The sequence below is a fragment of the Flavobacterium maritimum genome, assembly GCF_040049085.1.
Classification (GTDB): domain Bacteria; phylum Bacteroidota; class Bacteroidia; order Flavobacteriales; family Flavobacteriaceae; genus Flavobacterium; species Flavobacterium maritimum.
Genome location: NZ_JBDLZY010000006.1, coordinates 389497 through 415011, shown reverse-complemented (window position 1 = coordinate 415011; position 25515 = coordinate 389497). Strand labels below are relative to the sequence as shown.

Below are 25515 nucleotides of genomic sequence, written 5' to 3'. Positions count from 1 at the left end.
TAAAACTACAAAATGAAATTACACATTCCGTCTTACTGTGCGCTACTATTCTACCTAATTACCCTCTCTTGTCACACGATTGTTCATAGTCAAACAAATTCAAAGAGTAATCTTTACGAATGGTTTGACAACACCGTTGGAAAAGAAAATTTAGGAATAAACAACGGCACCCTCCATGTCAATCCATATCAAACGTTAAACAAGACTAACAACTATTACATCGCTGATGCATTCAGTAGCGGCAATGTTGAGTATGATGGTCAGCTATATTATGACGTCAATCTTAAATATGATATCCACAGAGACATATTGGTATTAAAACCATACGGTGAATACAATCATATGGGCTTAAATCTTATTAAAGAAAAAACGGCTTTCTTTTCAATAAACGGAAAAAATTTCATCAATTTAAGTTACAGTAAATCACCATTACCTGAATCTATTAATGGTTTTTATGAAGAAATTCCAATTGGAGAAAAATTCATATTTTATGTTAAATATCGTAAGGAGAAGAAAAAAGTGATGAATAACGAAACAGCTTATTATGAATTTGAAGAAAAAAAAGACTTTGTTTTAAACTATAAAGACTCATTTTATAAGATCGATACCAAAAAAGAAATCACCACAATCTTCCCTCAATATAAAAACAAAATCAACGACCATTACTTCATGAATAAAAAATTAGAAAAAACGGATAAAAAACAATTCTTAGAAAACTTGATGAAACAAATTAACACTTTTATCCAAAACGACTCTAATTAAGAACGAATGAAAAAATTTATACTAACAATAATTTTTTTAACTTTTCAACTTTTGCTTCAAGCTCAAGAAAAAAACGATAAAATATCATTGGAATTCAAAGATATTAACAGAAAAACTGTCTTACAAAATATTGAAAAATCAACAAACTATAGATTTTATTTTGATAATGAATGGTTAGAAACTGAAAACGAACTAATTTCAGGAAGTTATAGAGAAATGCCAGTTGAAGTTATTTTAGAAGACATCTTCACTAACACTAATCTCAACTTTTACATAGACAAAAACAAAATAATACTAACTAAAAACAGTGTTATTCACAACAAATTATCCGAAAATTACTTTGGCTCCTCCGTAGTTAATAATCAAGACAAAGAACAAAATAAAGCAACGGAAAAACCAATATTTCAACAAGAATACACGACAACAAAAGACCCAGTTTCGAAAACAAATGAAACTATAACTCTAATTGGCAAAGAAACTAAAAACGCCGAAGCAAAATCATACACACTTTCAGGCTACATAAAGAATGCAAAAACAGGAGAACCAATATCAGACATTATTATAAAAGTACAAAACAAAGCCATAAGTACAGTAACTAACAACAAAGGCTATTATACTTTACAAATTCCTTCCGGTGTAAATGTTATAGAAACAGAATCCTTTAATCATAAAAAGACAACAAAAACCATCATGATGTATAACAACGGAAATCTTGATTTTCGTATTGCTGAGAACATAAACTCACTTGATGAAGTAATAGTAAAAGGAAAGAAAAATGAAATTACCAAAACTACCATTTCAGGAGTAACAACAATTGATATTGAGGGAATAAAAAACATTCCTTTGGTATTAGGCGAACGAGATATATTCAAAGTTGCCACTACTTTACCGGGTATTAAAACTGCTGGAGAAGGATCGGCAGGTTTTAATGTTCGTGGAGGAAAAGAGGATCAAAACTTAATCCTTTTAGACAATGCAGTACTGTATAATCCTTCCCACTTCTTAGGTTTTTTCTCGGCTGTCAACCCCTACACCACACGTAAAGCAATTATTTACAAAGGTAGTATTCCGGCAGAATTCGGAGGAAGATTGTCTTCGGTTTTTGACGTAACATCTAAAAATGGAAATACTGAAAAACTCTCCGGAGAAGGAGGAATTGGTCCTGTGATGAGCAATATCACCATCGAAACCCCAATAGTAAAAGGCAAATCAAGTTTATTGGCAGGAGGCAGAGCTTCTTATTCTAATTGGATTTTAAAAAGTCTGGATGAAGAGTCGTTAAAAAATAGCCAAGCTTCTTTTTATGATGGAATTATTAAATACAATCATAAATTTAATAAAAACAATGCTATCGAATCTTCAGTTTACTACAGCCATGATGATTTTAGTATAACCTCCGATTCATTGTATTCCTATAGCAACAGACTGGCTTCATTAAAATGGGATCATACTTTTAATGAAAAAAACAAAGGAGCATTCATTTTTACCAATAGTAAGTATAAATTTAATATTGATTATCAAACTGAAGGATTAAACTCATTTGATTTTGGTTATGAAATAAATGAAACTCAATTTATGATGAAGTTCAATTATCTGTTTAATACTAAGCATAAAATTAATTACGGCCTCTCAAGCAAACTTTATCATATTGAACCCGGTTATCTAAATCCGACAAAACCAGAATCTCTATTAACCCCAATAAACATAGAAAACGAAAAAGGACTGGAATCAGCAGTTTACATCTCCGATGATTTTAAAGTAAGTGAAAAATTATCAATTGACTTCGGTTTAAGATTTTCTACCTTTTCTTCTTTGGGAGAGTCAACACAAAAAATCTATGAAAGCGGTCTACCAAAAAACGATGCAACTGTTATAGAAGTAAAAAATTATGGCAACAATGAAGTTGTTAAAACATACGGTGGCATAGAACCACGTATAGCGATACGATATTTATTGAGTGACGATTTCTCCATTAAAGGAGGCTACGATAAAACATATCAATACATTCATTTGCTTTCAAGTAATACAACACAATCGCCCACAGACACCTGGAAACTTTCAGATTTAAACATAAAACCTCAATCCGCTCATCAGTATTCATTAGGATTTTATAAAACCCTGAATAATGATATACTAGAACTCAGTGTAGAAGGATATTATAAAAAATCAAGCAACATACTGGATTATAAAGTTGGCGCCCAGTTACTATTAAACGAAAATATCGAAACAGAACTTTTACAAGGGGAAGGAAAAGCCTATGGAATTGAATTTTTACTAAAAAAACAAATCGGTAGATTAAATGGCTGGCTAGGATATACTTATTCACGGACATTTCTGAAACTGGATAGCCAATTTAATGATGAAAAAGTTAATAATGGAGACTATTTCCCTACCAATTTTGACAAACCTCATGATCTGAGTGCAATCCTAAATTACAAATTCACCAAACGTTACAGTTTGTCTACAAATTTTATATACCAAACAGGAAGGCCTATTACTTACCCTATTGGTACTTACACATATGGAAATGCTGAATACACATTATACAGTGACCGCAACAAATACCGCATCCCCGATTACTATCGCTTGGATATAGGTGTAAACATTGAAGGAAATCATAAAATAAAAAAGTTAGCACATAGTTTTTGGAATATATCAATTTATAATGTTCTTGGCAGAAACAATCCTTACTCTGTTTATTTTGTAACAGATAATGGTGAAATAAAAGCTTACAAAACATCCATATTTTCTATTCCGATTCCAACTGTTACTTATAATTTTAAATTTTAGAGCGATGAAAAAAATATTTTTCAATAAAATTACATATTTACTACTATTCAGCTTTATTATAGCTGGTTGTACCGAGCAATATATCCTACAAACCAATACTTTTGAAGAAGCGCTGGTTGTGGAAGCCACTATAACAAACGAATTAAAAAAACAACAAATAAAAATTTCAAAGACATATCGTTTTGAAGAAGATGGGCCAACATTCGAATCCGGAGCAGAAGTCTACGTTACAGACAATGCAGGTAACCGATTTGAATTCGAAGAACAGTCCGACATGTATGTTTCCGCTATAGAATTTAAAGCTGAACCTAACAAGGAATACAATCTAAAAATTATTACAAAAGATGGCAAATCCTACACTTCTTCAAATGAGATATTGCCTACTGAAACCGAAATAGAAAGTATAATTCCAACCGTTACTACTATTGGCGGAGAAAGAGGGGTTCAAATTAATGTAAACAGTTATGATCCACAAAACTCCTCAAAATATTACAGGTATGAATATGAAGAAACCTACAAAATAATTGCTCCTAAATGGGTACCAGAAAAAGCTATTATTACTGGGCCAGAAGAAATAGCAGTGGTTCCAAGGACGGAAGAAGCGCAAACCTGCTATAGTACAAAAAATTCCGTCGATATTATTCTAACAAATACAGCTGGCTTTAGTGAAGACCGTGTCCATTTTCCTATTCGGTTTATTAGCGACCAAGATTACATCATTTCGCATCGTTATAGTATTTTAGTTCGACAATATGTGCAAAGTTTAGCTGCCCATACTTTTTACAAAACATTAAGAGAGTTATCAGGGACAGAAGGCATTTTATCGCAAAATCAACCTGGCTTTTTTTATGGAAATTTAAAATCAGAGACTAATTCGAACGAAAAAGTAGTGGGTTTTTTTGAAGTATCTTCAGTTTCATCAAAAAGAATGTTTTTCAACTATGCTGATTTGTTTCCGGGTGAAGGAAGACCTCCATATTACACGGAATGCAAAGAAGAACAATTACTTTTTTGTTTTGGACCAAGTGACGCATGTAGTGGCACTGATATAATGTATGCCTTGGAACATAATACGTACGTCTATTTCTATAAAGACATCACTAATTATTACCATTGGTTTCCAACTCCATGTGGAGATTGCACCAGTTTTTCTTCTAACATAAAACCACCATTTTGGATAAATTAAAATACCTCTTCGTTTTAGCTTTTCTAATTGCAAATAAACCATTTGCTATAGCCCAAAAAAGCAACTCTTTAAATGAGAATAAAAATATAACAACATCAACAGGTGAAAATATCTTTATTCATACAAATGCTACAACATTTGTAACGGGAGAGACATTGTATTACAAATTGTATTGTCTAAATCGCGTAAACAACAAACTAAGCCAAATTAGTAAAATTGCCTATATTGAACTCATTGACAGTAACAAAGAAAATGTTTTTACACACAAACTTTTTTTAGAAAACGGAACTGGTCAGGGAGATTTTTTTGTACCAACAACAATCAAGACAGGTAACTATAAACTAATAGCCTACTCCCATTGGATGCTAAACATGCCTGTTTCAGAAATTTTTCAACTGGATATTGCAATAATAAATCCTTTCCAGAATTACGAAAAAAACGGCACTAACTCAGTATCGAATATAACTTCCTCACCAAAAGAAAATATTAGAAAAGAAAATAATCTAATAGAAGGAAGCACATTTAAGAATAAAGATGTAACCCTAAATCTAAACAAAAAAACATTTTCTAACCGAGAACAAATCACTTTACAAATTGAATCTTTGTCTGAGATTGGAAATTATTCTTTGTCTGTAAGAAAGGTAGAAGACTTAATTCGAAAACCACAACTACATGCAAAAGAGTATGTAACTAATCACTCTCAAACTATTAATGAATTATCTAGTAACGAAAATGAAATTATTCTTCCCGAACTTCGCGGAGAGATGATTACAGGTATGGTGGTTTCTAAAAAAGAGTCAAATACAGTTGCTAATAAAACCGTAGCATTTTCAATTCCCGGAAACTCCTATGCTTTTAAAATAGCAAAAACAAATCAATCCGGAAAATTCATTTTTAATATTGACAAAGCCTACTACAATTCAGACATCGTTCTACAAATCACAGATGATGACCGTGAAAATTTTTATATAAAATTAGACAAACCCCGCACCGTCGATCATTCTCTGCTACCCCTTATTTCATATCTGGAATTAACCCCAGACATGAAAAATAGTATTCAAGAAAGATCCACTGCCAGTCAAATTGAAAATGCTTACCAAAATAAAAAAACTGACAGTATAGCAAAAAGAACAATTCCTGACTCCTTTTTTGACCCAAACGCTAAAGAGTATATTCTTGACAATTATACAAGATTTCCGACCTTAAAAGAAACAATTATAGAAGTTGTCGCGGAAATGTATTTCAAACAGAAAGAGAATAATTATACGTTACACTTAAGAGATACTAATTTCATAACAGAAGAAATTCCAGAACCCTCTTTGGTATTAGTTGACGGATTACTAATACAAAATGCTACTGAGCTATTTGATTACAAAACTGAAAACATTTATAAAATCAGTATTGTCCCTGGTATTTACTATTACGGTCCTAAGGCCTTTAATGGTATAATTAGTATTACTACAAAAAACAATGATTTTATAAGTAAAATGAACGGTGATCATATCTTAAAAACGACTATTTCAAAACCTGTAATTAAAAAAGTATATTTCCAACCTGATTATTCTAATGGCACTAAATATGAAAGAATTCCAGACTACAGAAACCAATTACTGTGGTTACCTGAATTAACATTAGACAACAGAAAAAAAACAATTTCATTTTATGCTTCAGATATAACAGGAACATTCGAAATAGTATTAGAAGGTTTCACTGATAAAGGAATTCCAATATCACATAAAGAAATAATTGAGGTGAAGTAAAATTATTTTTAAAACAGTTGTAACTTTTTGACAACTCCATACGTATAACCACTTGTACACTTAAAAATTGAGGAGACAAAAACATGAGACAACTTAAAATCACCAAGCAGGTTACCAATCGTGAAACTGCTTCATTAGACAAATATTTACAAGAAATTGGAAAAGTTGACCTTATTACCGCTGACGAAGAGGTAGAATTAGCTCAGAAGATTAAAGCCGGGGACCAAAGAGCCTTGGAAAAATTAACTAAAGCCAATTTACGTTTCGTGGTTTCGGTAGCCAAACAATACCAAAATCAAGGTTTAACACTTCCCGATTTGATTAATGAAGGAAATTTAGGATTGATAAAAGCAGCACAACGTTTTGATGAAACCCGTGGTTTCAAATTCATCTCGTATGCCGTTTGGTGGATTCGTCAATCAATTTTACAAGCTTTGGCAGAACAATCACGTATCGTTCGTTTGCCTTTGAACAAAATTGGTTCTATCAACAAAATCAACAAAATGTACGCTTTGCTAGAGCAATCTAACGAGCGTCCACCATCTGCTGAGGAAATTGCAAAAGAATTAGACATGACCGTAAATGACGTAAAAGAGAGCATGAAAAACTCTGGTCGTCACTTATCAATGGATGCCCCTCTTGTAGAAGGAGAAGATTCTAACCTTTACGATGTTTTGCGTTCTGGTGAATCTCCAAATCCAGACAGAGAATTAATTCACGAATCCCTACGTACCGAAATCGAACGCTCTTTAGAGACATTAACTCCAAGAGAGGCTGATGTTGTTCGTTTATACTTTGGTTTAGGAGATCAACATCCAATGACATTAGAAGAAATTGGAGAAACTTTCGACCTAACTCGTGAGCGTGTGCGTCAAATCAAGGAAAAAGCTATCCGTAGATTGAAACACACTTCAAGAAGTAAAATACTAAAAACCTATTTAGGCTAATAGTCATAAAGTCAAAACTCATAAAGTTATAAAGCGTAAACCTTTACAGACATTATGAGTTTTGGCTTTATACTATATTAAAGCAAACAACAGTCTGATTAACTGTTCGTTTTTTGATTGATGATTGAAACTCCGGCTGATTACCGGAGTTTTATTTTTTAATCCAAATTCATTTCAGATTCTCTTGAACCTATTCCTGTTTTAAATCATCCGGGCGTAACCCTCCGTAAAAACTGCGGGTCAGGCTTTGCGCTACAATCTTTTTATTTAAAAAAATAAAAAGGATTTCCACTTCAATCCCTTACGCTGTCTGCGGACAACAGACGAGTTTTCCCTTCCCAAAAAAACTTTTGCATTGGTCCAGAAATAAACTAATTTTGCAAAAACAACACAACCTCTCACAATGAAGAATACACTTATTGCACCGTCAGTTCTTGCTGCCGATTTTGCAAACCTACAACGAGACATTGAAATGATCAACAACAGCGAAGCCGATTGGTTTCACATTGATATCATGGACGGTGTTTTTGTTCCAAATATTTCTTTTGGAATGCCAGTTTTGGAAGCCATCAACAGACATGCAAAAAAAACTATCGACGTTCACTTGATGATCGTTGATCCAGACAGATATATTAAGACGTTTGCTGATTTAGGAGCGAACATTCTGTCTGTTCACTATGAAGCTTGCCCACACCTTCACAGAACCTTACAGGCCATCAAAGCCGAAGGAATGAAAGCTGGAGTAGCAATTAATCCTCACACTAATATTGAGTTATTAGAAGACGTAATCAATGATATTGATTTGGTTTGTATTATGAGTGTAAATCCAGGTTTTGGAGGACAATCTTTCATCGAGAATACCTATTCAAAAATTGAAAAACTGAAAGCTTTAATCACCCGCAAAGGTGCAGCAACAATTATAGAAATTGATGGAGGAGTTACTAATAAAAATGCGGTACAGTTAGTACAAGCCGGAGCCGATGTACTAGTCGCAGGAAGCTTTGTTTTTAAAGCAGAAAATCCAACAGTAACGATTGCCGATTTAAAAAAAATCACAACATTATTATAAGAACAAAAAAGTCCCAATTGGGACTTTTTTTTATTCTCTATTTATATTGATCTATTAAATATTTTATAAGATCAGTTGTTGTTACAATTCCTACCAACAAGTCACCCAAACAAACTGGCAAAGCGTGAAATTCTTTTTTGGACAGAATTTCAGCTGTTTCTTTTATAGTTGTTTCCGGACTAACCGTGACCAACTTTTTAGCCATCACCTGCTCTACTGTAAACATATTATACACTGTCGTATCAACAATCTCTGCATCATCATCAACAGCATCTACAAAAGAGATTCTCAATAAATCGGTATAACTTAACATCCCTACTATTTTACTGCCATTTACAACCGGAATATGCCTAATTTTATTTTGTTTAAATAGTAGCTCAGCTCTAGTCAAATCGTCAGTAAGATTCAATTTTATTACATTCTTGGTCATTATCGTTGACACTGGTACTCTGTGTTTCATAACTTCTAACTTTAGATTATATTCAAAGTTATTTGATAAAAACAATGAAAAACATGATGTTTATCAGGAAGTATTTAGGATTTTATCGGTATGTTTAATAGACCAAATAATCATTCCAAATAAAGCTCAATAGAATCTTTTTATCTAACGAAGAGCATAAAGCCTTCAAGCAAATCATGAAATAGTACCATCGTTTTAACTTAAATATTCCTCTTTAAAATTAATCATGGAATAAACATTTTCATAGAGTTCAGGATGCTCTTTTTTAAAAATATGAGGCGTCTCAAAAAAATGTTCTAAAACTACAGATAAAAATTCAAATTGGTTTTCATATGCATATAACCGGAAGTATCCTTTCTCATGCAACTCATTATTTAAATACTGGTCGCTATAATATTTAACTACTTTATTAAATTCGTCATAAAAAATTACTGCGCTGGGATCATTACTTTTTAAACAATGAAAATGCAGAACATGTGAAAACTCATGTAAACCAAGGTTAATATTATCACTTGAGGCCTCAAGTCCTAATAAAAAGTCTTCCCACGAAAAAACTACAGCTTTCAATCTGGGATTGAACTCTCCCTTATGATACCTCTCGTTTATAATAGAATAATAATTGGAAGGATAAATAATTATTTTATCAAACAAAACCGTAAGATAATCTCTCATCCCAAAAGTCAACATAACATAGGTTCCTGCAATCAGAATTTTCATCTGCTCAGTCACAACAATTTCATTGCCTAAAAACTGATAGTTTGAAATAAACTCCTTCGTTCTATGTTCAAAATAGATTTTTCTTTTAGCGGAAAGCTTACTATAAAAAGGAAAACTACTTTCTAAAAATTGCAGTTCATTTATCTTTAGTTTCTTTGGAAAAGGGTACCAATAAATGTAAAGAGGTTTATTATAAAAGAGCATGTAGACTGGTTCTACAACTCTATAAATAATGATTAAAAGAAAGAGTACAACAAAAAATACTAAAACAAAAAATTGAAATGGCATATTTACAAAGTAGGTTAAAATTGACTTGGGGCTATTACAAAAGTATTCTTTTAAAACAAAAATGCTTCAAAATAATCAAGTTTACTTGAAATAATTTTGAAGTATTTGAAATAATACCGATGATAGCGGGATTCACAAAGTCTTCCTGCTCAAGAAAGCATGGTCTTAAAAACGAAACAGGATAAATGAAAAATGTTTTCATTTATCCTGTTTTATTAATTCGTGACCACGGCAGGGTTCGAACCTGCAACCCTCAGAGTCGAAATCTGATATTCTATCCAGTTGAACTACGCAGTCAGTATAATGTTAGATTGTTGATTAACGAATTTAGATTTAAAAATGTTAATCAGCAGTCTATTTCTTTTTCATTAAGCCAATAATTTTTTTACTATTGTAGAAATGGTTTTTCCTTCGGCAGTACCACCCAATTGTGCAGATGCCAAGCCCATTACTTTACCCATTGAAGCAATGCCTAAGGCACCCGTTTCTGCAATAATTTTAGCAACTACAGCTTCTACTTCTGCTTCACTTAATTGTGCAGGTAAGAATTTCTCAATAACCGCTATCTGTGCCAATTCTGGTTCAGCCAAATCCATACGGTTTTGTTCTGTAAAAATTCTGGCGCTATCCTTACGTGATTTTACCAATTTTTGAAGCAATTTAATTTCTTCATCTGCAGTAATTTCTTCTTTTGATCCAGAAGCTGTTTGCGCCAATAAGATTTCTGATTTAATAGCTCTTAAAGCTTCTAATGCAACTGTATCTTTGGCTCTCATGGCGGTTTTCATTTCGTCCATGATTTGTACTGATAAACTCATTATTGTTATGTTATTCGTTAATTTGTCGGTTTGTTTTGCCCCAGATGGTAGTGGAAAGCCTTTTTAAGAGAAAATGTATTTTTTCTTGAACTTAAAAAGCGACTTTAGAAGCTCTTTTAAGTGCTTAGAAAAAAGCATTTTATAGAAAAAGCTTGAAACGACAGCTGGATTAAGGCCCACAAATTTAGAAATTTTTACTGGAATTAACAAAAGATTACTGGGTTCCTTCGCATTGGTAAAAAAAATAACCCGAAAATAAAATTACATTTTCGGGCTATCTCATTTTGGTTTTAGTTAGTTAATCTACATTGTCATGCAAATACGAGTTGTTGGAACGCAACTGTAGATCATTGTTGCTGTCTGTTCCCACAGAAATTCTCGAATTCGTGTTATTTGTCTGATTATTTGAAATATCTATTCCCAATCTTTTATAAGCAGGTTCTTTTTCATACTCATCAATTTTAGAAACATTATTATGAAACTTATAATTGAATTCTTTGAGTTTTTTTCTTCTTTCATCAGCTCTTAGCTTCAACGTCTCTTCAATAGTCATTTCCATTGGAGAAACATTCTCAAAACTAGACGGTGCTGGCGTAGATTCTTCTACTCTCTTCATTGTAATATTCAACTCAGCAGGAATTACCTCTACCGGTTTTTCTACTGGTTTGGACGCTGTAAAATCTTGCTCCAATTCCATATATTCTTCCAGCGAATATTTAATGATTCCTTTATCTGTCAATTCCGTTACCGGAACAAACTGAACAGCTTCATTTACTTTGATATCACGTGTTTCGTTAGTCAGTTCAAACAAAACCTTATTCTCTTCAACCTTTTTCTCTATTACTGGTTCTGCTTTGAAAAGTGGCAAATCAAAAGAGAAAGTAGTCTGTTCTTGTCTTTCAACAGCTTTTGGTTGCACTGCTTTTACTTCTGGAGTATTAACTACTTCTGGAGCTGTTATCGTAAAATCAATATCAGTAATTGGTGAAACAATTTCAAAAGTCACGTCTAGATTTTTTATAAATTCAGACATTACCATTAATTCTTCTTTGTTAATTACAGGCACTTCTTTTGCTGGTTCTGGAACCGGAACAGTATCATCCAATAATTCAAAAACAACTCTTTCACTTGAACTTGACACTTGCGTTTCACTATTCAAATCAAATGCAGTAACCGTTTTGGCTGATAAGTTATGAACGCTCTTTTGCTCGTCTTCTAACGTATGTATAATTTTCTTAGGCTCTGTATTAACAATTTCATTTTGTTGCTCAATATCAAAACCTGTAGCAATTATAGTTACAGCAATTGCATCACCAAGGGTTTCATCTTCACCAACCCCCATGATAATATTAGCATTGTAACCTGCCTCAGATTGTATATGATCATTGATTTCTCCAATTTCATCCAAAGTAATTTCATTAGATCCAGAAACGATAAGCAACAATACGTTTTTGGCACCAGTGATTTTATTATCATTCAATAATGGAGAATCTAAAGCAGCAATAATTGCCTCTTTTGCTCTGTTTTCACCTGAAGAGACAGATGAACCCATAATAGCAGTTCCACTATTAGACAAAACTGTCTTAGCATCTCTTAAATCGATATTTTGAGTATAGTGATGTGTTATTACTTCAGCAATACCTCTTGAGGCTGTAGCCAAAACTTCATCCGCTTTTGAAAATCCGGCTTTGAAACCCAAATTTCCATATACTTCCCTTAGTTTATTATTATTAATAACAATAAGGGAATCGACCTGTTTACGTAATTTTTCAATACCCAAAAGCGCTTGCTCTTGACGTACTTTACCTTCAAACAGGAAAGGAATTGTAACAATCCCAACGGTAAGAATTTCTCTTTCTTTGGCAAGCTGAGCAATTACCGGCGCAGCACCTGTTCCTGTTCCTCCACCCATTCCTGCGGTGATGAAAACCATTTTTGTGTTGCGGTCCAACATTTTTTCGATATCAGCAATGCTTTCAATAGCAGACTGCTGTCCAACATCTGGATTTGCACCAGCACCAAGTCCTTCAGTTAAATTTACTCCCAACTGAATTTTATTTGGCACAGAACTGTTTTGTAAAGCCTGGGAATCTGTATTACAAACAATAAAATCCACGCCTTTGATTCCTTGTTTAAACATATGATTGATGGCATTACTACCACCACCACCTACACCAATAACTTTGATTACATTTGATTGGTTTTTTGGTAAATCAAATGAAATACTTCCAAATTCTGAGTTGCTTGTCATAATATGGTTTTTTTGAAATTCTTGTTTATTATTAATTTTTTATTTCTCTTTAGGCTCGGGGCAAAAAGGAGAACCGACAACTTTTTATTCCTGATAATACTATTCTGCGTTATCTAAAAAATCTTTAATCTTATCTACATAACGATCGAAAAACGATCTTCTTATTTTTGTTTCAGTGGATTCTTCTTTTTTACCATAGCCTTGAGCTACTTGCTCCACTTCATCTCTTGTCTCTTCTGCCTCCTCATTAAGAACAACCGGAGCTCTATAAACTACTGCTTTTGGAGCCTCTACCACTTCCATCTTCACAGCACTTTGTGTTTTATTCTCAATACTGTTCATCACTAATCCTACTGCTGTAGCATATAAAGGGCTAGATATCTCTTCGTCTGAATTTCCCGCTAAATGCTCATTCGGATATCCAATTCTGGTGTCCATTCCAGTGATATATTCAACCAACTGTTTTATATGCTTTAATTGAGCACCTCCTCCTGTAAGAACAATTCCGGCTATTAATTTCTTTCTAGGATCTTCATGTCCATATGCTTTTACTTCGGTAAAAACCTGCTCAACTATTTCAACAACGCGAGCGTGAATAATTTTTGACAGATTCTTTAACGAAATTTCTTTTGGCTCTCTTCCTCTTAAACCTGGTATTGAAACAATCTCATTATCTTTATTTTCTCCCGGCCAGGCAGAACCAAATTTAACTTTCAATAATTCGGCTTGTTTTTCTATTATTGAACATCCTTCTTTGATATCATCTGTAATGACATTACCACCAAAAGGAATTACTGCTGTATGACGAATAATACCATCTTTAAAAATAGCTAAGTCGGTTGTTCCACCTCCGATATCAATAAGCACTACACCAGCCTCTTTTTCTTCCTGACTCAAAACCGCATCAGCTGAAGCTAATGGCTCCAAAGTCAACCCTGATAATTCTATACCCGAACTCTGAATACATCTTCCAACATTTCTAATCGACGAAGCCTGACCCACCACAACATGAAAGCTAGATTCTAATCTTCCGCCATACATTCCGATTGGCTCTTTTATTTCGGTTTGGCCATCGATTTTAAATTCTTGTGGCAACACATGTATAATTTCTTCTCCAGGCAACATTGCCAATTTATTTACCTGATCAATTAACAGTTGAATATCTTTCCCGCCGATTACTTCTTCAGGATTGCTTCTACTAATGTAATCTGTATGTTGAATACTACGAATGTGCTGACCCGCAATTCCTACAACAACATCTTTTATTTTATAACCCGAATTATTTTCAGCTTCCTGAATTGCTTGTTGAATAGATTGTATTGTTTGCGTAATATTATTAACAACACCTCTCGCCACACCTAAGCTTTTGGATTTACCAACACCCAAAATCTCTAGTTTACCATACTCATTTTTTTTGCCTACTAAAGCAACTATTTTGGTTGTCCCAATATCTAGACCTACTGCAATATTCTCTTTTTCCATTTTCTATTATTTAGTGCAAACTACTTGTTCCGTAAACCGGAGATCTATTTTACTATATTTATACAACGAACTATCCAAAACTGTTTTTTGAAAAAAAGCTTTATAATTTTTAAATTTTCGCTCCACATTGATGATTCTACCAAAATCAATTTGGAAACTAAAATTTCTATTCAGCATTTTCAAGCTTCCATTCGGCATAATTTGAACACCAATGATATTTTTTTTCAAAAAATCATCGTCATAGATCGTACGAAATAATCTAGCTAAATCTTCGTTATTTTTTTTATTTATCACCCCAGAAACAAGTGGAACTCTAGCTGTAAAGTTAGTTGACAAAGGCATTTTATTCCCCTCGTAATCAATATAAAAAGAGCTCTCCCCATCAACAAATCTCGCTATAGGAGTCTTTTGTTTCACAACTGCTTTCAGAACGCCATCTATACTCACAAAAACATCTGATTTTTCAATCATCTCATGTGCGTCTATGGATTTCTCTACCTTATTCAAATCTAATTTATCTTTTTCAATGTCTGATGCATCCCTTTTATTTTCTATTAACAATTTATTAACCGTTTCCTGTTTAACAAATGGAGCATTATCATCAACAAAAACCACTACAGATTTGGTTAATTTTCTGCTTTTATTTCGATTTGACGTAAACGAAAACAGGAAAATCACTAATCCAAACATGAGAATTAATCGAATATTTGTCCAATTAAATAGTTTCATTTAAAGCTTTTTTTATGAATGGAACTAATTCACCCAAATCTCCTGCTCCTATCGTAACAATTACGGATGCATCACTACCTAAAATTGACGTAATTAAATCGCTTTTAGATACCAGTTTTTTATTTTTATTAGTCATTTTATCCATTAACCATTGCGAAGTTATACCCTCCATAGGTAATTCACGCGCGGGATAAATATCCAGCAAAAGAACTTCGTCAAATAAAGACAAGCTTTTTGCAAAATCATCAGCAAAATCTTTCGTTCTACTAAATAAATGTGGCTGAAAAACCGCCAATACTTTTTGATTTGGATATAATTCACTTACTGCTTGGTGTACCGCATTTATTTCGGTAGGGTGATGTGCGTAATCATCAATATAAACCAAATCATCCGTTTTTATTTGATACGAGAATCTTCTTCTTATCCCCTTAAATGATGCTATGGCTTTTGCAATGGCCTCGGTCGGGGTGCCGTAAGTTTTTGCCATTGCGATAGCCATCAGAGCATTCATCAAATTGTGTCTTCCTGGTAAACCAAATTGTAAATCCTTTATTATTTCATTTGGAGACTGAACATCAAAAACATAGCTGGATTTTTCAATTCTAACATTAAAAGCCTTAAAAACAGCTTCTTCATTTACAGCACAAGTAAGACCTTCAATCGGCAACTCTTTCGTAATAAACAGTTTGCTTTTATCTTCTACTTTATTTGCAAATTCAACAAACGAGGCTTCGATAGCGTCGCTGGTACCATAAATATCTAAATGATCTGCATCCATTGAAGTAATACAGGCAATATCTGGATGCAAATGCAAGAATGAACGATCAAATTCATCGGCCTCCACAACGGTAACAGTTTTTCCGCTTCCTATCAAATTCGAATTATAATTTTCAACAATCCCGCCTACAAAAGCAGTAACATCAGCACCACTTTCATACAAAACATGACCTAAAATACTGGATGTTGTAGTTTTACCATGTGTTCCAGCTACAGCGAAACAAAATGTATCATCTGTAATTATTCCTAACACTTCAGCTCTTTTTTTAACCTGATAATCACGCTCCAAGAAATAATTCCATTCCGAATGAGTTACCGGAACAGCTGGTGTAATAATTACCAATGTGTTTTCAACATAAAAGTCCTTTGGTATCAAACCAATACTATCTTCAAAATGAATTGAGATCCCTCCTTCAATTAACTCATTCGTCAGCATTGAAGGGGTTTTATCGTAGCCAGAAACCTGCTTTCCGATATTTTTAAAATAACGAGCCAAAGCACTCATTCCGATACCTCCAATTCCAATGAAATAGACGTTATGTATTTGATTTAAGTTCATTTTGTATGTCTTTTATCTATTCTCTCTTTCTAACTGATTAACTTTACAATTTCGTCAACAATCTGTTTGGTTGCTCCAGGCATAGCCAATTGTTTTATATGCTCGCTTAACTGTTTTTGTTTTCCTCCATCTTTAATCAAAGCTTCAAAAACAAGACTAAATTGCGAATCAAGCTCCGATTCCTTAAGCAAAATAGCCCCTTTCTTATCTACAATTGCTTGCGCATTTTTAGTTTGATGATCTTCGGCAACATTCGGCGAAGGAATAAAAATCACGGGTTTTCCAACAATACATAATTCCGAAACAGAAGAAGCACCGGCACGCGAAATAACTATATCTGCTGCTGCATACACTAAATCCATTCGTTCGATAAATGCCATCACCTGTACATTGGGCTGGTTGTATTTTTTATATTCTTCAATATAAAATTTCCCACATTGCCAAATCACCTGAACATTTTGGGAAAGCATTTTCTCCAGTTCCTTTTCGATTAATTGATTAATCCTTCTGGCACCAAGACTTCCTCCAAGCACCAAAATTGTTTTTTTATTGGAATCTAATTTAAAATAAGAAATAGCTTCCGTTCTTTTACTCTCAATATCAATTAAATCCTGACGCACAGGATTTCCAGTTAAAATTATTTTATCAGCCGGGAAAAAGCGTTCTAAATTTTCATAAGCCACACAAATGGCATTCGCTTTCTTACTTAACAATTTATTAGTTATTCCTGGATATGAATTTTGCTCCTGAATAACCGTCGGGATATTCATAGCGTTGGCCACCTGCAACAAAGGGCCACTCGCAAAACCACCGGTCCCAATAACAGCATCGGGTTTAAATCTCTTAACAATTTTTCTGGACTCCCACAAACTCGCCATTAGCTTCACTGGAAAAAGCGCATTATCAAGCGTTAGTCTTCTTTGCAAACCGGCAATCCAAAGTCCCTTTATAGGATATCCTGCTTGAGGCACTTTTTGCATTTCCATTTTATCTTTGGCACCCACAAAAAGGATTTCTGCATCAGGAAAACGAGATTTTAATTCATTGGCAATAGCAATTGCCGGATAGATATGTCCCCCTGTACCACCACCGCTTAATATGAATTTGTATTTCCCCATTTTTTTTAGTTGCTATGTTTTTACAAAATATACTTATTCGTACTATTCTTTTTTCTTTCCAGAGCTAATTATTTATTCAAAACTGCGTGCATAGGATTCTCCGTATTATCTACAATTGAATACTCCTCCTCTGTCACGGTATCCTCTTCCAATTGTTTATCAATTAGTTTCTGAAGCGCTATGTCTCTAATTTCTTTTTCCTTTAATTCTTGAGCTATTTCTTCCTCTTTTTTTGTTACACTTATAATGATACCAAGTGCAAAGCAGGTAATCCAGATCGAACTTCCTCCGCTACTAATAAGCGGCAATGTCTGTCCTGTGACTGGCAACAACTCAACTGCGACTGCCATATTAATCATCGCCTGAAAAATAATTGGAAAACCCAATCCAATGACGACTAATTTGCCAAACAATGTATTCGCCTTATGCGATGCAATTACAAATCGAAATAACAATAACAAATACAAACCAAGCACACCTAAACCACCTATAAGTCCGTACTCTTCAACAATAATAGCAAAGATAAAATCGGAAGATGATTGTGGTAAAAAATTCTTCTGAACACTTTTGCCCGGACCCAATCCATAAATTTTCCCAGAAGCAATTGCGATTTTAGCTTTTTCAATCTGATAATCATCTTCATCCGGCTTGTCTGTTGTAAAATTTTCTATTCTACTGCCCCAAGTCCCAACTCTACTAAAAAATTTTGAATCTGGAAAAGCCTTTGAAAGCAAAATAAAAAAAGCTAAAAATACTATTCCCGAACCTACAATAGTAGCAATATATTTTAATGGATATTTCCCAATAAAAGTTAACATTAAAATCATTGAGAAAATAAGAGCAGTTGTCGAAAAATTGGCAGGTAAAATAAACATCAAAGTTATAAATACAGGCAACCAAAGCTCCAAGAAGGACGACTTGAATGTTATTGGTTCTTCTCTGGTTTTCGATAAATAACGGGCAACAAATATAAACAACACCACTGCTGCTAATGTTGATGTTTGAAATGTTATTCCAATAAATGGCACCTTTATCCAACGACTGGCATTTGCTCCAGCTATAACAGTTCCTTTAATCAAAGTATAAGCCAACAATATCCAGACAACAGGCAAGCCTACTCTGGATATCGCCCTGAAATAATGATACGGTACTTTATGAACCCAATAAATAATCAAAAAACCAATACAAATATGCGCTAGATGTTTCACCAAATAACCCAAAGTATTCCCGGTTCCATGACCTAAATAGGCTAAATTACTACTGGCACTAAAAACAGGCATAAAGGAAAACAAGCCTAATAAGGCCACAAATGACCAAATGCCTTTATCCCCTTTTAGATTGTTTATTAGTTGTTTCATTTTATATTTTGTTTAAAGTTTTTCTTGTTTAAAGTTCAATGTTGAGCAACTTTAACAATTGGCTTTCTATAAGTTATGAACTGCTTGTTTAAATTGTTTTCCTCTGTCTTCATAGTTTTCGAACAAATCAAAACTGGCACAAGCTGGCGACAACAACACTGTATCTCCTTTTTCTGTTAATCGTTGTGCCATACGTACCGCATCGTTCATATCCGTAACTTCAACCATGATATCCACAACGTTTCCGAAAACATCTATAATTTTTCTATTATCGACACCAAGACAAATAATCGCTTTCACTTTTTCACGTACCAACGACATTAATTCATTGTAATCATTTCCTTTATCAACCCCACCAACAATCCAAACTGTAGGTGTGTTCATACTATCCAAAGCAAAAAAAGTAGCGTTCACATTGGTCGCCTTTGAGTCATTGATGTATTGTACATTTTGTATTTTCAATACTTTTTCTAAACGATGCTCCACACCTTGAAAATTCGATAAACTTTCACGTATTGTCGCATTTCTTATTTGCATCAATTTTGCTACAGATGTTGCTGCCATGGCATTTTTCATATTATGTTTTCCTTCCAAGGCAATGTGCTCTGTCTCCATTGTTAACTCTTCTTGATTGATCTTTACTTCCATTTTGTTGTCTTTTATATAAGCTCCTTCGCTGAACGTTTCTTTCAATGAAAAAGGAATTAATTTTGCTTTTGTTTTATTATTTTTCAACCATTCGGCGATAGCCTCATCATCTGCATCATAAATAAGATAATCTTCTTCCGTCTGATTCATGGTTACTCTAAACTTTGAATCAATATAATTTTGATAATTATAATCGTAACGATCTAAATGATCTGGACTTATATTTGTAATGATTGCAATATGCGGTTTGTAATTTATGATTCCATCTAATTGAAAACTGCTTAACTCCAGGACATACGAATCAAATTTGTTTTCTGCGACCTGCCAGGCAAAACTCTTTCCTATATTACCTCCCAATCCAACATTCAAACCTGCCGACTGCAACAAATGGTAGGTTAGCATTGTGGTAGTGGTTTTTCCGTTACTTCCAGTAATCCCGATTGTAATAGCTTCTGTAAACGGAGCAGCAAACTCAATTTCTGAAATAACCGGTATTCTTTTTTCAATAAGCTTTTTTACAATTGCTGCTTTTTCTGGAATACCAGGGCTTTTCATTACTACATCAGCATTCAGAATCAAATCTTCGGTATGCTTTTCTTCTTCCCAAGCTATTTTATTATCAGTAAGAACTTGTTTGTAATTTTCCTTTATCTTTCCAAAATCAGACACAAATACATCATATCCTTTTTCTTTACCAAGAATAGCAGTTCCAACTCCACTTTCCCCGCCGCCTAAAACAACTAATCTCATACTATCTTAATTTTAGAGTAACAATTGATAATATGGCTAACATGATAGCTACAATCCAGAATCGAGTAACGATTTTACTTTCGTGATACCCTTTTTTCTGATAGTGGTGATGCAATGGCGACATCAAAAATATTCTTCGTCCTTCTCCAAAACGTTTTTTAGTATATTTAAAATAACTAACCTGTAAGATCACTGAGAAATTTTCAACAAGAAATATTCCGCATAAAAGGGGGATTAACAATTCTTTTCGAACAGCAATAGCTAATACCGCAATAATTCCACCTATTGTTAAACTACCGGTATCTCCCATAAAAACAGATGCGGGATAAGAATTGTACCAAAGAAATCCAATTAATGAACCTACAAAAGCGGAAATAAAAACGGTCATTTCTCCTGAATTAGGGATATACATGATATTCAAATAATTTGAAAAAATGATATTTCCGGACACGAAGGTAAATATCCCCAACGCCAGAACCGACACTGCGGAAGTACCTGCAGCCAATCCGTCAATTCCATCTGTTAAATTAGCCCCATTAGAAACTGCTGTGATAATAAAAATAACAACAGGTATAAAAATCAACCATGCCCATTTTTCATATCCTTCACCCGTCCATGCTAAGGCTTTAGCATAATCTAACTCATTATTTTTAAAGAAAGGAATAGTGGTCGCTGTCGATTTTTCTTCAATTGGAGCCTGAATAATTACACTTTCTGTAGGCGCTTTAAAAATATCCACCTTAGCAGTATCTTTTCGTACCGTAACCGCCGGGCTAAAATATAGTACCGACCCTACGATTAATCCCAAACCAACTTGCCCAATTACTTTAAAGATCCCTTTCAAACCTTGTTTATCTTTCTTGAAAATCTTAATATAATCATCAATAAAACCAATAGTCCCCATCCACAAAGTAGTAACAATCAATAATACAATGTAAATATTGTGCAATTTTGCAAAAAGCAGAACTGGAATAAGAGTGGCAAATATGATGATTAAGCCTCCCATAGTTGGTGTTCCAGCTTTCTCGTTTTGACCTGCCAAACCAAGCTCACGAACCGTTTCTCCTACTTGTTGATTACGTAAAAAACTAATAATCCTTTTTCCATAAATGGTAGACAACAGCAAGGAAAGCATTAAAGCTAATGCTGACCTAAATGTGATGTATTGAAAGACGCCAGTCCCTGACACATCCAGTGTTTTGTTTAAATATTCAAATAAATAATATAGCATATTTTTCTATTTATGGAGTTGGTCTAATATTTCTTTTACAATTTTCATATCGTCAAAATCATGACGAATTCCTTTAATTTCCTGATATGTCTCATGACCTTTACCAGCAATTAATATGATATCGTTTGGCTGCGCCAATTGGCAAGCGGTCTTTATGGCTTGCTTTCTATCTGTTATAGTCAATATTTTCTTAAAATTCTGAGGTGCAACACCTTGCTCCATCTCATTAATAATAACCTCTGGTTCTTCGTCTCTTGGATTATCAGAAGTAATAATAGCTTTATCACTTAATTCAGATGCAATCCCACCCATAATAGGACGTTTGGATTTATCTCTGTTACCCCCGCAACCCACAACCGTGATTAACTGTTCGTTTTTTGTACGAATATCGTTTATCGTTTTTAGCACGTTTTCTAATGCATCCGGTGTATGTGCATAATCAACGATGGCAGTAATATTACTATTGGAAACAATATATTGAAAACGCCCTGAGACACTTTCTAAATCAGACAACAAACGGAGTACTTCCAGACTCTCCATCCCTAATTCAACCGCCGTTCCGTAGATTGCCAATAAATTATAAGCATTGAAAGTCCCAATCAATTTCACCCAAACTTCATTTCCGTTTATCTTTAACAACAAACCGGATAATTGACTTTCCAAAATTTGTGCTTTATAATCAGCGTATGATTTAAGCGCATAGGTCAGTTTTTTAGCTATTGTGTTTTGCAACATCACCTGTCCATTTTTGTCATCAATATTAGATAAGGCAAAAGCTGATTTAGGCAAATTATCGAAAAATGATTTTTTAACATCTCTATATTCCGCAAAAGAAGCGTGATAATCTAAATGATCGTGCGATAAATTAGTAAACACACCACCTGCAAAATGCAAAGCTTCTGTACGTTTTTGATGAATTCCATGAGAACTCACTTCCATAAAACAATACTCAACTCCAGCATCAATCATTGCTGACAAGTAGTGGTTAATTGTAATTGAATCCGGCGTTGTGTGTGTTGCTTTGTATTCTACATCGTCAACCAAAATTTTCACTGTTGATAACAAGCCCACTTTATGACCAGCCTTTTTAAACAATTGATATAATAAAGACGCAATGGTTGTTTTACCGTTAGTCCCAGTAATACCAACTAATTTTAAACTCTCTGAAGGATTACCAAAATAATTTGCGGCCATAAAAGCTAGCGCTTTATTAGTGTCTTTTACCTGAATGTAGGTCACTCCATCAACTAACGATTCAGGGAGTACGTCACAAACAATTGCGACAGCCCCAAGCTGAATGGCTTTTTCAATATAATCATGTCCGTCAGACACTGAACCTCGAATGGCAACAAAAACATCATTTTTTTCAATTTTTCTAGAATCAAAATCCATTTTGTTAATGGTAATTTCAGTCGAACCTTTTACCGCTTCGATTGCTACTTTGTATAATATGTCTTTTAGTATACTCACGATAATTCTAATAATATAGTTGTGTTTTTTACTAAGTTTTGTCCTGCCTGAAGCGATTGCTTCTTAACCTTCCCTACGCCTACCGCTTTTACTTTCATGCCCATGTTTTCCAATAATGCAATAGCATCCATACCCGCCATCCCTTTTACATTAGGGATTGATTTTACTTTCTTTTGGGATTTAACAAAATAGGTATCGTAATTTTTATCTTGTTTTTGTATTTTTCGGTTCAAATTCTTTATTTCATTTGTCGAAGGCGCATCCGTAAAAATCTTTTGCGCAATACGCTTGAAAACTGGACCTGCAACGTCAGCCCCATAATAATTATTATTTGCAGTGTTTGGCTTATGAACCACAACTATACAAGAATATTTAGGATGATCCGCTGGAAAATAACCAACAAATGAGGAAGCATAGTACTTACCAGCCCCTCCGTCTTTACTATAATTCACCGCAGCCGTTCCTGTTTTGCCTGCCATAGAAAAATCTTTAGAATACAATTTTGACGCTGTTCCTTTTTTAACAACATTTTCTAAAACCGCTTTCAACTTCAAAATAGTTCCCTGCGAACAGATTCTTGGATTCAATACTTCCTTATCAAATTTCTTAATGGTTGTATTCCATTCTTTAATTTCAGAAACAAATTGAGGTTTAACCATTTCCCCATTATTTGCAACAGCATTATAAAAAGTTAATGTCTGTAATGGAGTAATATGAACACCATACCCAAAAGCCATCCAAGGCAACGAGATATTCGACCAGTGTTTGTCGCTTGGCTGAGGAACAAATGGTTTTCCTTCCCCTTTAATAGGGAGCCCTAAAGATTTGTTCAAACCAAAATCATTAAGGTGATTAACAAATTTTGAAGGTTCATTTTTATAACTATTGTAAACAGCCTGCACCATAACGGTATTGGACGAAAGTTCGAAACCTCTGGCCAAAGAAACTTTTCCATAACCACCTTCGTGTGAATCACGTACTTTTTTTCCAGAATAAACAACAACCCCGCCTTTACTGTCATAGACATCACTGGTATCCGCTTTTTTATCTTCCAGAAGCGCCATTAAATCTGCTAATTTATAAGTAGAACCCGGCTCATGCGACTCACCAACAGCATAATTTAATCTTTCAGAATACATTCCAGATTTCTCGTCTCTTCCTAAATTAGAAATTGCTTTAACATGTCCTGTGTTCGTCTCCATAACAACAACACAGCCGTGATCAGCTTGATAAAGTTCTAACTGTTTTAACAAAGCATGGTGTGCTATATCCTGAATATAAACATCAATTGTTGATATAATATCATACCCATCCTGAGGATCAACTTCATTGATATCCCGTATAGGTTTCCACTGACCTTTAGCAATTTTTTGTTTTAATATCTTCCCGTCTTTACCGTTAAGGTATTTCCCAAAAGCACCTTCAATACCCACTGGGTTTTCATGCCCGTAAGCATCAAATCCAATATAACCAATTGTTCTCTCCGCTATTTTCCCGATAGGATTCTCTCTCACAGTTTCCTGCTCAATGATAATTCCACCTTTATACGCGCCCATATTAAATAAAGGAAATCCTTTTATTTTCATATATTGGGTATAACTTAAATTACGGGCGACTAAATAATACCTGTTTTTGTTAGCTCGAGCTTTTCTCAACTCATTTTCGAAAAAATTAGAAGGTTTTTCCAAAACCGACGACAACGAATCCGCTAATGCTTTTACGTTTTTCTCAAAAGCTTCCGATTTTGGAGTAACAGCATCAAAACGTATTTCATAATTCGGTATTGATGTTGCCAAAAGACTTCCGTCTGCTGAATAGATATTCCCTTTATTAGCAGGAATAACAAAATTTCTAACGGTTCTTTCTTTGGCTAATTTTCTATAATAATCCCCCTCAACCCATTGAATATTGGTCAATTTTACAGCAATCGCAATAGCCATCAAAAAGATAGCAAAAGCAACCAGATAAATTCTGTAGGATATATGTTTATCTTCTACTGCCATATTTTTTTAAAAAGGTTTTCCTCTTCTTCTTTTTTTACTTTTATTTTTACTGGAGGAACTGTCGATGGAAAAATCTGCTTTTCAAGCATTTTATTAGCAACAGTGGACTCCATTTTTAATTTCATTAATTCCGAACGCCTGTCAACAAATTCCGAACGCAATTCTTTTACCTGATTTGTCAACTCTGCTATTTTAAAGACCTTTTGTTCATATCGTTGCGTATTGGCAATCATGATGATTGCAAGAAGAATAACAAACACGATAAAACGCCAATTTTTTATCGCATCATCATCGATAAGAAATCTAGCTTTCAATAGACTATACACTCCGTTTTTCATTTCC

The 25515-nt window shown here is 34.0% G+C and carries 20 protein-coding genes and 1 tRNA gene; 6 read left to right on the top strand and 15 right to left on the bottom strand.

Going from position 1 to position 25515, the window contains the following annotated elements; translation table 11 throughout:
* Window positions 1–12 precede the first annotated feature (12 nt).
* The 6 genes from ABEB23_RS15110 to rpe all read left to right on the top strand — a co-directional run bounded on the left by ABEB23_RS15110 (window position 13) and on the right by rpe (window position 8514).
* On the top strand, window positions 13–762 hold the full coding sequence (locus ABEB23_RS15110; protein ID WP_348813440.1) for a hypothetical protein: 750 nt from the start codon (window positions 13–15) through the stop codon (window positions 760–762).
* A gap of 6 nt (window positions 763–768) precedes the next feature.
* A complete protein-coding gene (locus ABEB23_RS15105) occupies window positions 769–3552 on the top strand; it encodes a TonB-dependent receptor (RefSeq protein WP_348813439.1) in 2784 nt (927 codons plus the stop codon).
* A gap of 4 nt (window positions 3553–3556) precedes the next feature.
* On the top strand, window positions 3557–4738 hold the full coding sequence (locus ABEB23_RS15100) for a DUF4249 domain-containing protein (protein ID WP_348813438.1): 1182 nt from the start codon (window positions 3557–3559) through the stop codon (window positions 4736–4738).
* Window positions 4726–6498 carry a hypothetical protein gene (locus tag ABEB23_RS15095; protein WP_348813437.1) on the top strand — a complete coding sequence of 591 codons (1773 nt, stop codon included), beginning with the start codon at window positions 4726–4728 and terminating at the stop codon, window positions 6496–6498. Before ABEB23_RS15100 ends, ABEB23_RS15095 begins: the two co-directional genes overlap by 13 nt.
* Window positions 6499–6581: 83 nt before the next feature.
* Window positions 6582–7445: a sigma-70 family RNA polymerase sigma factor gene (locus ABEB23_RS15090; RefSeq protein ID WP_026707723.1), complete on the top strand. Its 864-nt coding sequence runs from the start codon at window positions 6582–6584 to the stop codon at window positions 7443–7445.
* A gap of 403 nt (window positions 7446–7848) precedes the next feature.
* Window positions 7849–8514 carry a ribulose-phosphate 3-epimerase gene (gene rpe / locus ABEB23_RS15085; RefSeq protein ID WP_348813436.1) on the top strand — a complete coding sequence of 222 codons (666 nt, stop codon included), beginning with the start codon at window positions 7849–7851 and terminating at the stop codon, window positions 8512–8514.
* Window positions 8515–8551: 37 nt separating this feature from the next.
* Here rpe and ABEB23_RS15080 read toward each other — a convergent pair whose 3' ends face one another.
* From ABEB23_RS15080 to ABEB23_RS15010, 15 genes are all read right to left on the bottom strand, one after another.
* Window positions 8552–8974 carry a CBS domain-containing protein gene (locus tag ABEB23_RS15080; protein WP_348813435.1) on the bottom strand — a complete coding sequence of 141 codons (423 nt, stop codon included), beginning with the start codon at window positions 8972–8974 and terminating at the stop codon, window positions 8552–8554.
* A 195-nt stretch (window positions 8975–9169) separates the two neighbouring features.
* On the bottom strand, window positions 9170–9895 hold the full coding sequence (locus tag ABEB23_RS15075) for a zinc-dependent peptidase (protein ID WP_348813434.1): 726 nt from the start codon (window positions 9893–9895) through the stop codon (window positions 9170–9172).
* Window positions 9896–10202: 307 nt separating this feature from the next.
* Window positions 10203–10276 (bottom strand) — tRNA-Arg (locus tag ABEB23_RS15070).
* Window positions 10277–10347: 71 nt separating this feature from the next.
* Window positions 10348–10797 carry a GatB/YqeY domain-containing protein gene (locus ABEB23_RS15065; protein WP_348813433.1) on the bottom strand — a complete coding sequence of 150 codons (450 nt, stop codon included), beginning with the start codon at window positions 10795–10797 and terminating at the stop codon, window positions 10348–10350.
* Window positions 10798–11095: 298 nt separating this feature from the next.
* Complete coding sequence (ftsZ, locus tag ABEB23_RS15060) at window positions 11096–13048, bottom strand: cell division protein FtsZ (protein WP_348813432.1); 1953 nt, start codon at window positions 13046–13048, stop codon at window positions 11096–11098.
* A 99-nt stretch (window positions 13049–13147) separates the two neighbouring features.
* Window positions 13148–14530 (bottom strand): cell division protein FtsA, encoded by a 1383-nt coding sequence (gene ftsA, locus ABEB23_RS15055; protein WP_348813431.1) that lies wholly within the window; start codon window positions 14528–14530, stop codon window positions 13148–13150.
* 6 nt (window positions 14531–14536) lie between these two features.
* Window positions 14537–15259 carry a cell division protein FtsQ/DivIB gene (locus ABEB23_RS15050; RefSeq protein WP_348813430.1) on the bottom strand — a complete coding sequence of 241 codons (723 nt, stop codon included), beginning with the start codon at window positions 15257–15259 and terminating at the stop codon, window positions 14537–14539.
* Entirely contained in the window at window positions 15246–16595 is a 1350-nt protein-coding gene (murC, locus tag ABEB23_RS15045) for a UDP-N-acetylmuramate--L-alanine ligase (protein WP_348813429.1), read from the bottom strand. The genes ABEB23_RS15050 and murC overlap by 14 nt, the downstream gene beginning before the upstream one ends.
* A 29-nt stretch (window positions 16596–16624) precedes the next feature.
* On the bottom strand, window positions 16625–17713 hold the full coding sequence (gene murG, locus ABEB23_RS15040; RefSeq protein ID WP_348813428.1) for an undecaprenyldiphospho-muramoylpentapeptide beta-N-acetylglucosaminyltransferase: 1089 nt from the start codon (window positions 17711–17713) through the stop codon (window positions 16625–16627).
* A gap of 68 nt (window positions 17714–17781) precedes the next feature.
* Window positions 17782–19071 carry an FtsW/RodA/SpoVE family cell cycle protein gene (locus ABEB23_RS15035; RefSeq protein ID WP_348813427.1) on the bottom strand — a complete coding sequence of 430 codons (1290 nt, stop codon included), beginning with the start codon at window positions 19069–19071 and terminating at the stop codon, window positions 17782–17784.
* 66 nt (window positions 19072–19137) lie between these two features.
* A complete protein-coding gene (murD, locus tag ABEB23_RS15030) occupies window positions 19138–20469 on the bottom strand; it encodes a UDP-N-acetylmuramoyl-L-alanine--D-glutamate ligase (RefSeq protein WP_348813426.1) in 1332 nt (443 codons plus the stop codon).
* 1 nt (window position 20470) lies between these two features.
* Window positions 20471–21700 carry a phospho-N-acetylmuramoyl-pentapeptide-transferase gene (gene mraY, locus ABEB23_RS15025; RefSeq protein WP_348813425.1) on the bottom strand — a complete coding sequence of 410 codons (1230 nt, stop codon included), beginning with the start codon at window positions 21698–21700 and terminating at the stop codon, window positions 20471–20473.
* Window positions 21701–21706: 6 nt separating this feature from the next.
* Window positions 21707–23170: a UDP-N-acetylmuramoyl-L-alanyl-D-glutamate--2,6-diaminopimelate ligase gene (locus ABEB23_RS15020; protein WP_348813424.1), complete on the bottom strand. Its 1464-nt coding sequence runs from the start codon at window positions 23168–23170 to the stop codon at window positions 21707–21709.
* Window positions 23167–25173: a PASTA domain-containing penicillin-binding protein gene (locus ABEB23_RS15015; RefSeq protein WP_348813423.1), complete on the bottom strand. Its 2007-nt coding sequence runs from the start codon at window positions 25171–25173 to the stop codon at window positions 23167–23169. Before ABEB23_RS15015 ends, ABEB23_RS15020 begins: the two co-directional genes overlap by 4 nt.
* Window positions 25164–25511 (bottom strand): FtsL-like putative cell division protein, encoded by a 348-nt coding sequence (locus tag ABEB23_RS15010; protein WP_348813422.1) that lies wholly within the window; start codon window positions 25509–25511, stop codon window positions 25164–25166. Before ABEB23_RS15010 ends, ABEB23_RS15015 begins: the two co-directional genes overlap by 10 nt.
* Window positions 25512–25515: the final 4 nt, after the last annotated feature.